The following is a 12,683-nucleotide window of genomic DNA, read 5'->3' as shown; positions in this document are numbered from 1 at the left end:
CTTACTCGCTTTTTTCGGTGGATTCAACAGGGTGTAGTTGCCCGGCGCTGACACCGGCCAGCGTAGGGTGGTCCAGCGTCAGGAAGTCGGTACTCCATTCGACGCGCCAGGGCTGGCGGGCCAGGTCGCCAGTGGCACCCGGCAGTTGGCAGGCCTGGGCATCGCCCAGCAGCGGCAGGAGCTGGGCTTTGTAGGCCACGTGGGCGTATTCGGCATCGACAGGTATGTCGCCCAGCAGCGCATCGACGGCGCGGCGGGGCACGGGTTCGCTGGCGTGCCAGGCCGCCAGCAGATCCGACAGATCGGCCAGCGCCTGCGGCAGGGCCACGGCGCTGAGTTCGCCCAGCGGCGCGGCTTGCGACAGCGGCAGGGCATCGGGCAGGCCCAGCGTGGGGCGGTCGCGTTCAAATTCGGCTTCGGTCACATCGAGCAATTCATGGGGGGACAGCATTACGGGGACGACGGGGTGGGCCAGCGCGTCTTGCAGCAGGTGTTCTGGCGCGGCCAGGGTTTGCAGCCAGCGTTTCACGTCGGTGCTGGTGATGCCGGTGGTACCCAGCGTCACGCGCTGGCGGTCTACCTGCTGCAGCGCGCGGTTGAACTGGCTGGCCATGGCCAAGAGGCGGCTTTGGGCCTGGCCCAGGGCGCGGGCGGCGCGCTCCATGGCCACGTGGCCGTGGGCGTTGCCGATGATGGTGGCAATGGCGGTGCTGGCCTTGTCGATCAGGCGGGCCGCCCGGTCGTAGCGGGTGCGGGCTTCGCGCAGGCGGAATTCGGAACCGCTGGCGATGGCATCTTCAAATTCGGCGTGCAGGCGGCCCAGCTGGGCTTGCAGCATCTGCACCTGGGCGGCATCCAGGGTGCCGAGCTGGTCGGCACCCACCACCTGGCTGAGCAGGCTGGCCAGGTCACCATCGCCATCGGCCCCCAGCGGCGCGGTGTGGAAGATGCCCAGCACGCCGGATAGCTGCTGCGCCAGCGGCGTGAGGCTGGTGCGGCGCTGGGTTTCGTCCCACAGCAGCAGGCCGGTGTCGCGAAAGCGCTTGAACACCGTGTCCAGGGCTTCGGGGCGCACGGCGTGGAACAGTTCGTTGATCTGGTCGCGGTTCAGATTGGCTTCGCTCTGGCCCAGCAGGCCCATGAAGACGAACAGCCGCAGCCGAACCAGCCCGGCCGGGCCGTGGAACAGGCCACGCAGCGCGTCCACCAGGCCGCCATGCTGGTCGATGCGCCAGGCCAACACCGATTCACTGGAAAAGTCAGCGTCGCGAAAGTAATCCGACAGCGTGGTGTCGCTGTCGGAGGGTGTTAATTCTTCCATCGTCAGAACTGGAGTTGGGCCAGTGCGGCCAGCGGTGCGGTTTCAGACCGCAGCACGCGGTTGGCCAGGGTGACCGGGCGGTAGCCGCGGGCGATAGCTGCATCTTCTTCCGAGGGGCTCAGGCCACCCTCGGGGCCGCTGAGGAAATGGATGGGGCCGCTGGGGGAGAGGGCTGCAAGCATGGGCTGGCTGCCAGTTCTGAGCGATAGCAGAAAACCCCCATCGGCGCTGGCCACCCAGTCGCCAAAGCTGCGCACCGCATGCACCTCGGGCACGCGGTTGCGGCCCGATTGTTCGCAGGCGGCCACACCAACGGCATGCCAGTGGGCGCGCTTTTTATCGGCCCGTTCGCCGGTTAGGCGCAGCACGCTGCGCTCGGTGACCAGGGGCTGGATGCTGGCCACGCCCAGCTCGGCGGCTTTTTCCACCAGCCAGTCCATGCGGTCGTTGGCCGGCATGCCCAGTACCAGGTGCACGGCGCGGGCGGCTTCGCGCTCAACCGGGTCGTGCGTGCCCACCACCACGGCCACGTCGCTGCGGCTCATGCGCTCGATCGTGGCTTCAAACTCGCCGCCTTGGCCGTTGAACAGGGTGATGGTCTGGCCGGGCTGCATGCGCAGCACCTGCACATGGCGGGCGGGCCCGGCGGGCAGGTCCAGCGAGGCCCCGGTGGCCAGAGGGGCGGGACAGTAGAAACGGGGCATGGAGGTCAATTGCTATTGTTTATATAGCCGCTTGTGCAAGAGGGATCAGCACAAACAGCCGATTTTTCTTAAAAATTCTAACTAATCACCTTCAAGCTTTAGTCAGAACGCACGCCCTCAAGGATGCCGTGGAACCGGCTTTGCCGGGCCACTGGCATCGCCCCCTGCAAGGGGGGTGGCGAAAGACGCGCAGCGCTGTAGCCTGGGGGTGTGCCACATCACTTTACATGCGACCGTAAGCGAAACCGGTGGCCGCCTGGGTGCCTTCGACCTTGTCGATCAGGCGCAGCAGCGGTGTCAGCTCGCGGTAGCGACCGGCGGTGGCGCGGATGTAAGTGATGAAACGGGGTGTGTCGGCCAGGTACTTGGGTTTGCCGTCGCGCAGGGTCAGGCGGGCGAAGATGCCGGCCACTTTCAGGTGGCGCTGCAGGCCCATCCATTCCACGCTGCGGTAGAACGCGCCAAAGTCGTCGCCCACCGGTAGCCCGGCCTTGCGGGCGCGCTCCCAGTAGCGGATGGTGATGTCCAGCACGAAGTCTTCTTCCCAGCTGTGGAAGGCGTCGCGCAGCAGGCAGGCGATGTCGTAGGTGATGGGGCCGTACAGGGCATCCTGGAAATCCAGCACGCCCAATTTTTCAGAGCCCACCATCAGGTTGCGCGGCATGAAGTCGCGGTGCACGTAGACGCTGGCGGCTTCTAAATTGTTGGCCACGATCTGGGCGAACACGCTGTCCAGCGTGGCGCGCTGGGTGGCGTTCAGGGTGATGCCGCGGTGCTGGGCGATGTACCAGTCGGGGAACAGGGCCAGCTCGCGCTGCAGCGTGGCCGCGTCATAGGCGGGTAACACGCCAGGCTGAGAGGCCAATTGCAGGGTGATCAGCGTGTCTACCGCCTGGTGGAACAGGGGTGTAGGGGCGGGGGGCGTGTCGCTTTGCAGCAGCTCCAGCATGGTCTGCGTGCCCAGGTCGGTGAGCAGCATGAAGCCTTGGTGCACGTCCCAGGCCAGCACTTCGGGTACGCGCAGCCCGGCCTGGGCCATCAGGGCGGCGATGCGGGCGAAGGCTTCGCAGTTCTCTTTGTCGGGCGGGGCATCCATCACGATGCAGCTGCCGGTGTCGGATGCCAGCCGGAAATAGCGGCGAAAACCGGCATCGGCTGCGGCTAGTTGCAGGCTGTCAACGTGCAGATGGTGGGGCGCGGCGATCGCGTTGAGCCAAGTGTGGAAGGCCGCCGCACGCGGGGCATCGGCCCAGACGATAGGGGTGGATGGGGAAGAAGTTGCCGTCGACGGCGGGGGGGAGGTAGGGCTCATGGATAATCCATTCTACAAATCCGGCTTATCTGTGAACTGGATCACTTGCTTGCCGCTGTGAATACTGCCTCTGTTCGACCCACCACCTTCCAAAGATGCCTGCCCTGATGCCTGAAACCCAGCGCAGTACCCGCCGTCGCTTTGCGCTCACGCCTGTGGCTTTTGTCGCGATGGCTCTGCTGCCGCTGGCTTTGCACGCCGAAGAAGCCGACACGCCGCTGGTCCTGCAACCTAGCGCCTTGCTACAAGAGCAGATTCCGCTGGCCATGCGCGAGCAGATGCCGACCTTTTTCTCGGGTGACCACACCCTGGGCCGTCCGGATCTGGACACCGTCATCGAAGGCAACGCCATGATGCGCAAGGGCGACATGGTGCTGCAGGCCGACCGCGTGGAGTACTACCAGCCGGACGATCTGGTCAAGGCGCGGGGCAATGTGCACATCAACCGCGCGGGCAATATCTACGAAGGCCCGGCGCTGGAGCTCAAAGTGGATGCCTTCGAAGGCTTCTTCAGCGAACCACGCTACCAGTTCTTGAAAAACGGCGCTTTTGGCCAGGCCGACCGGGCCGACTTTGTGGACGACAGCCGCGTGGTGTTGCACAACGCCACCTACAGCACCTGCCGCCGCCAACCCGGCCCGAGCTGGCTGCCGGCCTGGATGCTGCGCGCCACCACCATCAGCATCGATACCGAAGAAGAAATCGGTACGGCCGAGGGGGCGGTACTGCGCTTCCAGGATGTGCCGATCCTGGCCTTCCCGACCATGGATTTCCCGCTGTCCGACAAGCGCAAGTCCGGCTATTTGCCGCCCACCATCGGGCTGGACAATATCAACGGCGTGGAGCTGACGGTTCCCTACTACTGGAACATTGCGCCCAACCGGGATGCCACGTTCTTCCCCACGGTGATGAGCAAGCGCGGTGTCGACCTGGGTGGCGAGTTTCGTTACCTGGAGCCCGAGTACAAGGGTACGCTGCGCACCAATTACATGCCTAGCGACTCGTTGCGCGACCGTTCGCGCTGGAGCTATGCGCTGCTGCATTCCGGCACGGTTCAGGCCGGGATTTCGGGCATTGGCGGGGTCGGCCTGAATCTGAACCTGAACCGGGTCAGCGACGACAACTACTGGAGCGATTTTGGCCGGGCCACCACCTCGTTGACCCAGCGCCTGCTGGCCAGTGATGCCACCGTGTCTTGGGGGCGTGGCAACTTCTCGGCCAGCGTGCGGACGCTGAAATGGCAGACGCTGCAAGACGTGACTGCGCCCATCGTGCCACCGTACGACCGCCTGCCCCAGATCACCGGGCGCTATGCCCGTTACGACCTGCCCGGCGGATTCGATGCGTCGCTGGACGGCGACTACACCCAGTTCTCGGCCGACCGCAACCTGACCAAGCAGCCCAATGCCAAGCGCAGTTTTGCCCTGGGCCAGATCAGCCGCCCCTGGGTAGCCCCGGGCTGGTTTATCACCCCCAAGGTGCAGTTGCACGCCACCCGCTACGAATTTGATGCGCCGCTGACCAATGGGGCCACCACCGCCGACCGCACCGTGCCCACCTTCAGCCTGGACACCGGGCTGGTTTTTGAGCGCGATGCCAGTTTTTGGGGCAAGGCGCTGCGCCAAACGCTGGAGCCGCGCGCTTTCTACGTGAACACGCCGTACCGCAACCAAAGCCTGCTGCCCAACTACGATTCGGCGCTGAACGACTTCAACTTTGCCACCGTCTTCACCGAAAACGCCTTCGGTGGCAACGACCGTATCTCTGACAACAACCTGCTGACGCTGGGTCTGACCACGCGCTTCCTGGAACCCGCGACCGGTGCCCAGCTGGCCCAGTTCGGCGTGGCCCAGCGCCTGCGCTTCAAAGACCAGAACGTCACCTTGCCCGGCGGCACGCCCAGCACCGACCGCCTGAGCGACTTCCTGGTCGGCGCGCAACTGAACTGGGACCCGCGCTGGACCTTTGACACCACGGTGCAGTACAACCCGGACACCGGTCGCTCCGCGCGCTCCAGCGTCGGTGGACGCTGGAACCCCGGCAACTACCGCGTGATCAGTGCCGCCTACCGCTACCAGCGCAACTCCAGCGCCACGGCAACCGACGGCAGCGAGCAGATCGACATTGGCTGGCAATGGCCGCTGAGCGCCCTGTGGGGCGACAAAGGCCAGGACCTGGGTGCCGGACAAGGCCAGGGCGCAGGCCGCTGGTACAGCGTGGGTCGCCTGAACTACAGCATGTACGACCGCAAGCTGGTCGATGGCGTGGTGGGCTTTGAATATGATGCGGGTTGCTGGCTGGGCCGCATCGTGCTGGACCGCACGCAAACCGGCACCACCACCACCGCCAACCAGAAGATTTCGTTCCAGCTGGAGTTTGTCGGCTTCACCCGTTTGGGTGTGGGCACCAACCCCCTGTCGGTTCTGAAAGAAAACATTCCCCGCTACCAGTACCTGCGTGAGCAGACCACCACCCCTAGCCGCTTTAGCCAGTACGACTAGCCTTTACGACCCCTCTTTTTCCCCTATCTGTACAATGAGCAATCGCATTTTTCGCATGACGCTGCTGGGCTTGGCGGCAGTGGCGGCCTTGACCACCTTCTCCGCGTCTGCCCAGGGCCTGCGCCCTTCGTCTGGCGCCGGCACCGGGTTAACGGGCAATATCCCCGTCCGCACCTCGGATGCACAGCGCCAGGCGGACTACATCGTCGCCGTGGTCAATTCCGAGCCGATCACCAACAACGAAGTGCGTGCCCGCGTCATCCGTACCCTACAGCAAATGAACCAGCAGGGCACACCGGCTGCGGAAGCCGACCAAGCCGTGGTGGTGCGCCAGGTGCTGGACCGCTTGATTCTGGAAAAAGCCCAGCTGCAGCTGGCGGCCGAGACCGGTTTGAAGATTGACGATGTCACCGTGGATGCAGCCGAGCTGAACGTGGCCCGGCAAAACCAGCTGGACGTGCCCGAGCTGCGCCGCCGGATGGTGCAAGACGGCATGGTGCCCACCCAGTTCCGCGAAGAGTTGCGCAACCAGCTCATCCTGAACCGCTTGCGCGACCGCGAAATCGACGCCCGCCAGCGCATCAGCGATTCCGAAGTAGACCAGTACCTGCGCGACCAGCAGGCCAATACCGACCCCAGCGCTCTGGAGTTGAACCTGGCCATGGTGCTGGTTGCCGTGCCGGAAAACGCCAGCCCCGAGCAAGTCGCCACCCTGCAAGCCAAGGCCGAGGGCCTGCGTGCCCAGGCGGTCGCCGGCACCGACTTTGCGACTTTGGCCCGCACCGCCTCGGATGCGCCTGACCATGCCCGTGGCGGTGCCATGGGCATGCATCCAGCCGACCGCTACCCCGACATCTTTGTGCAGGCTACCCGCGGCCTGGAGACGGGTGGCATCAGCGCCGTAGTACGTTCGGGTGCCGGTTTCCACATTTTGAAAGTGCTGGACAAACGCCAGGGTGGCATGGCTACCACCGTGACCCAGCAGCATGCGCGCCATATCCTGCTGCGCACCGGCCCGCGCCTGACCGAAGCTGCTGCCGTCGAACGTTTGAACGACTTCAAGCGCCGCATCCAGAGCGGCCAAGCCGACTTTGCCCAGTTGGCTAAGGAAAGCTCGGCCGACAGCAGTGCACCCCAAGGTGGCGACCTGGGCTGGTCCAGCCCCGGCCAGTTCGTGCCCGAATTTGAAGAAACCCTGGACAAGCTGGCACCCGGCCAGATCGCCGACCCGCTGGTGTCGCGCTTTGGTGTGCACCTGGTGCAGTTGCTGGAGCGTCGCGAGGCGGCCGTGACCCCCAAAGAGCAGCGCGAAATCGCCCGCGGCATTGTGCGCGAGAAAAAGCTGGACGAGGCCTATGCCCGCTGGCTGGAGCAGGTGCGCTCGCGGGCCTACGTCGAATTCCGCGAACCACCCCAGTGAAGCACATTCCGCGCAAACGCTTCGGCCAGCACTTTTTGGCCGACCGCGGCATCATTGACAGCATCGTCGATGCCATCAACCCCCAGCCCGGCGACCACATGGTCGAAATCGGTCCGGGCTTGGCCGCCCTGACGCAGCCCCTGGTCGAACGCCTGGGCCACCTCACCGTGGTCGAGCTGGACCGCGATCTGGCTGTGCGCCTGCGCCAACATCCACAGCTCACGGTGGTGGAATCTGATGTACTAAAAGTGGACTTTACGCAGTTTCCACTTGCACAAGCGGCTACTGATTCAGGAGCAACTGCTCCGAAGAAGCTGCGGGTGGTGGGTAACCTGCCCTACAACATCTCCACGCCCATCCTGTTCCATTTGCTGGACGCGGTAGCGGTGGTGCAAGACCAGCATTTCATGCTGCAAAAAGAAGTCATCGACCGGATGGTGGCCCGCCCGTCCACCGCCGCCTATGGCCGCCTCAGCGTCATGCTGCAATGGCGCTACGCGATGGAAAACGTGCTCTTCGTGCCGCCCGAGTCATTCGACCCGCCCCCGCGCGTGGATAGCGCGGTGGTGCGCATGGTGCCCCACGTCGACCCGGCAGCGGTGCCGGTGGCTTTGCTGAGCGAAATCGTCCAGGTGGCCTTCAGCCAGCGCCGCAAGATCATGCGCCACACCCTGGGCAAGTGGCTGACCGAGAAAGCCTACGTCGGCGTATTCGACACCCAGCGCCGGGCCGAGGAGGTTCCGGTGGCCGAGTACGTGGCCTTGGCCTTGGCCTTGGCGGTCGCGGCCCCATAAAAAAAGCCCGTCAAAGACGGGCTTTTTTAGTTCCAGAATACCGTAGAACCGGCTCCGCCGGGCTACTGGTGTTGCCCCCTGCAAGGGGGGTGGCGAAAAGCGCTTGCGCTGTAGCCTGGGGGTGTGCCCAGTTACGCGGCTGCGAGCCAGTAACCGGCATTAAACGGGCTGCTCATGCGCAGCGCGAACGGAGAAACGTCCACCAATTTGTCGGTGGGCATTTTCTCGCCGGATTCGGTCAACTCTATGCCTGAGACGGCATCGCTGCCTGCCTCATTCGCCCGTTCTGCTTGGCTGGTGTGTGCAGAACGGGCTACAGAAAAGAATAGAAGCATCGGAACGGTATCTTCCGGTCTCCCCAGTAGTCGGCGGCTTCGCGGAAGATATCCAGCAATTGCTCGCGGGCTTCTTTGTCAAACTTGGCATGCGCCGGGATTTGCTCCAGCACCACCACGAAACCAGGCTGTGGGCCTGATTTATGCAGAGGGTCTGTCATGCAGTCATACAGCGCGTCAAAGTTCTTGCCGAAATGGGTCGGAAAGGTGAATTGTTGGGCAATCATGTCCAGTACGTCCTGTTTGCTCTGGGCATTGGCCAGATTCGCATACAGAAAATGCTGGCCCAGACCAACAGCTGCGTCTTGCAGCTCTTGCACGCGAAAGGCGCGTATAGACTGCACGATATTGCTTCTTACGTTGCGAAGAGGCATATCCGTCTCCGCTTTCTTTTCATTCATCTTCATGTACCCCGATTTCAAAATTCTGTGGAACCAGCGCTAACACGGTTATTCGACGATGTGGCGAAAACTCGCGTAGTGGTCGCTGGTATAAAAACAAGCATCTGGTGCTCTTGGCGGGCCACCGCACACAATGCGTTTGGCCCCTCGGTTGCCAGCACCCGCCGTTTTCACGGTGTATTCGCGGTAATACCCGCGTTGTTGTGATGGCAAAATTCGTTCACGGTTCCCAAACACCACACCATCCTTGTCAAAAGGAAATGGCCCACCTTGCTGGATAAGCTGGTAGGTCACACGGCCTTGAGGGGGAAGCTGGGCGAGTTGGATGGTTTCCAGGCCGCCGATGGGATTGGGTGCCTTGGCATACCCCAATGTGGTGCATAAAACCGATCCAACCAACATTGCCACGGCGCAAATATGCTTGCGAGCTGTGTTTTTTATCGCTTGGACCATGGGGGAATGCACCTTTGGAGAACCTCGGGTTAACCCGGTAATTTCAAGGCGCTAGTGTGCCGTATGTGCCCCAAAAAAGCAAGAGGCTGCCCAAAATTTGGGCAGCCCCTTGGGCATTCATGCCCACTAAGTGAGCACTTGCTGGCGAATTTGGTGTTATCGCACCACGTTGGCATCGGCGACCGTCAAGGCCGTCATGTTTACAATTCTTCGCACTGTCGTGCTGGCAGTCAGAATGTGTACAGGTTTTGCAGCACCCAGCAGCACCGGGCCAATCGCAATATTGCCGCCCGCTGCTGTCTTCAGCAGGTTGTAGGCGATGTTGGCCGCGTCGATATTAGGGAACACCAGCAAATTTGCGTCACCAACCAGGGGGCTATTGGGCATCGTGGCAGCGCGTGCAGCACCGTCGAGCGCGATGTCGCCGTGCATTTCGCCATCGACTTCCAGCCAAGGCGCTTCGGTTTGCAGCAGTTCCAGCACGCGGCGCATTTTGACGGCGCTGGGCTGGTTGCTTTGGCCGTAATTGCTGTGCGATAGCAACGCCGCCTTGGGCTTGATGCCAAAGCGCATCATTTCTTCGGCGGCCATGACGGTGATTTCGGTCAGTTCTTCGGCTGTAGGGTCGTAGTTGACGTGGGTGTCGACCAGGAAAACCTGGCGGCCCGGCAGCATCAGGCCGTTCATGCAGGCGTAGATGGGCACGTCTTGCGGGGTGCTGGAGCAGCCACCCGCGCGCTTGCCGATCACCTGGTCGATGTAGTGCAGGTGGATGGAGGTGTGGCCCCAGGTGCCGCAGATCATGCCGTCGACTTCGCCTTTGTGCAGCAACATACCGCCAATCAGCGTCAAACGGCGGCGCATTTCGATCTTGGCCATTTGCGCCGTGACACCCTTGCGTTCGGTCATGCGGTGGTAGGTTTGCCAGAAATCGCGGTAGCGGTGGTCTTGCTCGACGTTGACGACGTCGTAGTCCAGCTCTTCGCGCAGGCGCAGGCCAAACTTCTTGATGCGCTCGGCGATGACGCTGGGGCGACCGATCAGCGTAGGACGTGCCAGACCTTCGTCCACCACGATCTGGGTGGCGCGCAGCACGCGTTCTTCTTCGCCCTCGGCGTAGCAGACGCGTTTTTTGACGGCGTTTTTGGCGGCATCGTAGATCGGCTTCATCGTCGTGCCCGAGGCGTAGACGAAGTTTTGCAGGCGGGTGCGGTAGGCATCCATGTCGGTGATGGGGCGCAGGGCCACACCGCTGTCGGCGGCGGCCTGGGCCACGGCCGGGGCGATCTTCATCATCAGGCGCGGATCGAACGGCTTGGGGATGATGTATTCGGGGCCAAACGCCAGTTGCTCACCGGCGTAGGCGGCGGCCACCACTTCGCTTTGCTCGGCCTGGGCTAGCTCGGCAATGGCGTGCACCGCGGCAATTTCCATCTCCAACGTGATGGTGGACGCACCCGCATCCAGTGCACCGCGGAAGATGTAGGGGAAGCACAGGACGTTATTGACCTGATTCGGGTAGTCGGTGCGGCCCGTAGCGATGATGGCATCGCTGCGCACGGACTTCACGTCTTCGGGCGAGATCTCGGGATTTGGGTTGGCCAGCGCCATGATCAAGGGCTTGGCGGCCATTTTGGCCACCATGTCTTTTTTCAGCACGCCGCCTGCCGACAGACCGAGGAACACGTCCGCGCCTTCGATGATTTCGCCCAGAGTGCGGGCGGTGGTATTTTGGGCGTAGACGATCTTGTCTTCGTCCATCAGCTCGGTGCGGCCTTCATAGACCACACCGGCTAGGTCGGTGACATAGATGTTTTCGCGCGGGATGCCCAGCTTGACCAGCAGGCCCAGGCAGGCCAGGGCCGCTGCGCCTGCACCGGAGGTGACCAGCTTGACGGTCTTGGGGTCTTTGCCGACGACTTTCAGGCCGTTCAGAATCGCCGCGCCGACGCAAATCGCCGTGCCGTGCTGGTCGTCATGGAAGACCGGGATCTTCATGCGTTCGCGCAGCTTGCGCTCGACGTAGAAGCAGTCCGGGGCCTTGATGTCTTCCAGGTTGATGCCGCCGAAGGTGGGCTCCAGCGAGGCAATGATGTCCACCAGTTTGTCGAGGTCGTGCTTTTCGTCGATTTCTAGGTCGAACACGTCGATGCCTGCAAACTTCTTAAACAGCACGCCCTTACCCTCCATCACCGGCTTAGAGGCCAGCGGGCCGATATCGCCCAGGCCCAGCACGGCGGTGCCGTTGGTGATCACCGCGACCAGGTTGCCCCGGCTGGTGTATTTGAAGGCGTTGTTGGGGTCTTTGACGATTTCTTCGCACGGCGCGGCCACACCGGGCGAATAAGCCAGGGCCAAGTCGTGCTGGTTGACCAGCTGTTTGGTCGCCGCGATGGCAATTTTGCCGGGCGTGGGGAACTCGTGGTATTCGAGGGCAGCGCGGCGCAGCGCGGCGCGTTTTTCTTCGGCGTTAGCCGTGGGGTTGCTCATCTGGCGTCTCCTGCCATGGCCGCCGACCGAAATGCGCCGGGCAGTCACTGTGTCAAAGGGACTGCGATTGTAGGGTCCGCCCAAGGGCGGTTCCCGTACGGGGTTTTGCTTACGCGCCGATTACGCGAAACGGGTGGAGGTTGGCGCGCGGCCCGCAATGTGGCGGAACGTGATGCGGCCCTTGGACAGGTCGTAGGGCGACAGTTCCAGGGATACATGGTCGCCCGCCAGAATGCGGATGTGGTTCTTGCGCATCTTGCCCGCGGTGTAGGCGATCAGGACGTGGCCGTTTTCCAGAGTCACGCGAAAACGCGAGTCGGGCAGCACTTCGGACACAAGGCCCTTCATTTCGATCAGTTCTTCTTTTGCCATTCGTAAATTCCTTGAGGGTAGACGGTATGTAAATTACTAACTTCTAAGCGTGTGCGGCGCTAGGGTTGGAGTGGCGCGCGCGCACCCACTGCAAACCTTGCTCAACCGCGTATTGTGTCGCGGTTGCAGCGTCGTCGAACAGACCGATGAAACGCATCACGCGGTCATGCGAGCCATTTTGGATAGAAACCGAGGCACCAAAGCGGCCATCGGCACATTCACGGGTGAGCGGAGACAAGAGATATTTGCCAGCGGCAATGGAATTGTTGTTTTTGTTCATGATGGGAAACCAGGCTCCCTTACTTATGGGTAGCCAGAAATGCGTGTTGTCACACTGCGTTATTTTTATGACGCACTTCCGATGAAATTGCACAGGAGGCAGGTCGTGCGCAGCACCCGGTGGGGGTATCTGCGGCCAAGTACTTTGAATCTCTGGCCCGCACAGCGTGACAAAGGTGCGGGCAAACTCGGGGTACTTGGATATGGCCAGTGGTGCGGTGTGTTGGGATACACCGCACGAGTTTCATGGCGAAACTGATCTAACCAACCCTGCATTATAGCCCAGGCACGCAAAACCTGC

The 12,683-nt window shown here is 62.5% G+C and carries 11 protein-coding genes; 3 read left to right on the top strand and 8 right to left on the bottom strand.

Going from position 1 to position 12,683, the window contains the following annotated elements; translation table 11 throughout:
• Window position 1 precedes the first annotated feature (1 nt).
• The 3 genes from Q0T48_RS03670 to Q0T48_RS03660 all read right to left on the bottom strand — a co-directional run bounded on the left by Q0T48_RS03670 (window position 2) and on the right by Q0T48_RS03660 (window position 3,337).
• Window positions 2-1,321, bottom strand: coding sequence for a hypothetical protein (locus Q0T48_RS03670; RefSeq protein WP_295952536.1), 1,320 nt, complete (start codon window positions 1,319-1,321; stop codon window positions 2-4).
• A 2-nt stretch (window positions 1,322-1,323) separates the two neighbouring features.
• Complete coding sequence (locus tag Q0T48_RS03665) at window positions 1,324-2,025, bottom strand: 16S rRNA (uracil(1498)-N(3))-methyltransferase (RefSeq protein ID WP_295952534.1); 702 nt, start codon at window positions 2,023-2,025, stop codon at window positions 1,324-1,326.
• A 223-nt stretch (window positions 2,026-2,248) separates the two neighbouring features.
• The gene (locus Q0T48_RS03660; protein WP_295952531.1) at window positions 2,249-3,337 is read right to left on the bottom strand and encodes a phosphotransferase; all 1,089 of its coding nucleotides are present in this window, start codon (window positions 3,335-3,337) and stop codon (window positions 2,249-2,251) included.
• 95 nt (window positions 3,338-3,432) lie between these two features.
• Between Q0T48_RS03660 and Q0T48_RS03655 the strand changes: the two genes are divergently transcribed.
• From Q0T48_RS03655 to rsmA, 3 genes are read left to right on the top strand one after another with little or no spacing between them, the layout of a single operon-like run.
• Window positions 3,433-5,838, top strand: a complete 2,406-nt coding sequence (locus Q0T48_RS03655; RefSeq protein WP_366887926.1) for an LPS-assembly protein LptD — start codon at window positions 3,433-3,435, stop codon at window positions 5,836-5,838.
• 34 nt (window positions 5,839-5,872) lie between these two features.
• Window positions 5,873-7,258, top strand: coding sequence for a peptidylprolyl isomerase (locus Q0T48_RS03650; protein WP_295952529.1), 1,386 nt, complete (start codon window positions 5,873-5,875; stop codon window positions 7,256-7,258).
• The gene (rsmA, locus tag Q0T48_RS03645; RefSeq protein ID WP_295952527.1) at window positions 7,255-8,052 is read left to right on the top strand and encodes a 16S rRNA (adenine(1518)-N(6)/adenine(1519)-N(6))-dimethyltransferase RsmA; all 798 of its coding nucleotides are present in this window, start codon (window positions 7,255-7,257) and stop codon (window positions 8,050-8,052) included. Before Q0T48_RS03650 ends, rsmA begins: the two co-directional genes overlap by 4 nt.
• Window positions 8,053-8,365: 313 nt before the next feature.
• On the opposite strand, the gene Q0T48_RS03640 is transcribed toward rsmA, so the two are convergent.
• The 5 genes from Q0T48_RS03640 to Q0T48_RS03620 all read right to left on the bottom strand — a co-directional run bounded on the left by Q0T48_RS03640 (window position 8,366) and on the right by Q0T48_RS03620 (window position 12,383).
• Window positions 8,366-8,788, bottom strand: coding sequence for a barstar family protein (locus Q0T48_RS03640; protein WP_295952737.1), 423 nt, complete (start codon window positions 8,786-8,788; stop codon window positions 8,366-8,368).
• 48 nt (window positions 8,789-8,836) lie between these two features.
• Window positions 8,837-9,190, bottom strand: coding sequence for a ribonuclease (locus Q0T48_RS03635; RefSeq protein WP_295952734.1), 354 nt, complete (start codon window positions 9,188-9,190; stop codon window positions 8,837-8,839).
• Between the two features lie 207 nt (window positions 9,191-9,397).
• Complete coding sequence (locus tag Q0T48_RS03630; RefSeq protein ID WP_295952521.1) at window positions 9,398-11,731, bottom strand: NADP-dependent malic enzyme; 2,334 nt, start codon at window positions 11,729-11,731, stop codon at window positions 9,398-9,400.
• 120 nt (window positions 11,732-11,851) lie between these two features.
• Window positions 11,852-12,103: a translation initiation factor IF-1 gene (gene infA, locus Q0T48_RS03625; RefSeq protein ID WP_092757223.1), complete on the bottom strand. Its 252-nt coding sequence runs from the start codon at window positions 12,101-12,103 to the stop codon at window positions 11,852-11,854.
• Between the two features lie 43 nt (window positions 12,104-12,146).
• Window positions 12,147-12,383: a hypothetical protein gene (locus Q0T48_RS03620; RefSeq protein ID WP_295952514.1), complete on the bottom strand. Its 237-nt coding sequence runs from the start codon at window positions 12,381-12,383 to the stop codon at window positions 12,147-12,149.
• Window positions 12,384-12,683: the final 300 nt, after the last annotated feature.

Source organism: Rhodoferax sp. (assembly GCF_025354435.1).
Lineage (GTDB): Bacteria > Pseudomonadota > Gammaproteobacteria > Burkholderiales > Burkholderiaceae_C > Rhodoferax_B.
Note: the sequence above shows the minus strand (reverse complement) of the source record. Positions and strands in the feature narration are given on the sequence as shown.

Coding starts and splice junctions, on each gene's coding strand:
- Q0T48_RS03670 (WP_295952536.1), bottom strand. CDS start 1,321: ATGGAAGAATTAACACCCTCCGACAGCGACACCACGCTGTCGGATTAC.
- Q0T48_RS03635 (WP_295952734.1), bottom strand. CDS start 9,190: ATGTTGGTTGGATCGGTTTTATGCACCACATTGGGGTATGCCAAGGCA.
- Q0T48_RS03655 (WP_366887926.1), top strand. CDS start 3,433: ATGCCTGCCCTGATGCCTGAAACCCAGCGCAGTACCCGCCGTCGCTTT.
- Q0T48_RS03620 (WP_295952514.1), bottom strand. CDS start 12,383: ATGAACAAAAACAACAATTCCATTGCCGCTGGCAAATATCTCTTGTCT.
- Q0T48_RS03660 (WP_295952531.1), bottom strand. CDS start 3,337: ATGAGCCCTACCTCCCCCCCGCCGTCGACGGCAACTTCTTCCCCATCC.
- Q0T48_RS03630 (WP_295952521.1), bottom strand. CDS start 11,731: ATGAGCAACCCCACGGCTAACGCCGAAGAAAAACGCGCCGCGCTGCGC.
- Q0T48_RS03650 (WP_295952529.1), top strand. CDS start 5,873: ATGAGCAATCGCATTTTTCGCATGACGCTGCTGGGCTTGGCGGCAGTG.
- Q0T48_RS03665 (WP_295952534.1), bottom strand. CDS start 2,025: ATGCCCCGTTTCTACTGTCCCGCCCCTCTGGCCACCGGGGCCTCGCTG.
- infA (WP_092757223.1), bottom strand. CDS start 12,103: ATGGCAAAAGAAGAACTGATCGAAATGAAGGGCCTTGTGTCCGAAGTG.
- Q0T48_RS03640 (WP_295952737.1), bottom strand. CDS start 8,788: ATGAATGAAAAGAAAGCGGAGACGGATATGCCTCTTCGCAACGTAAGA.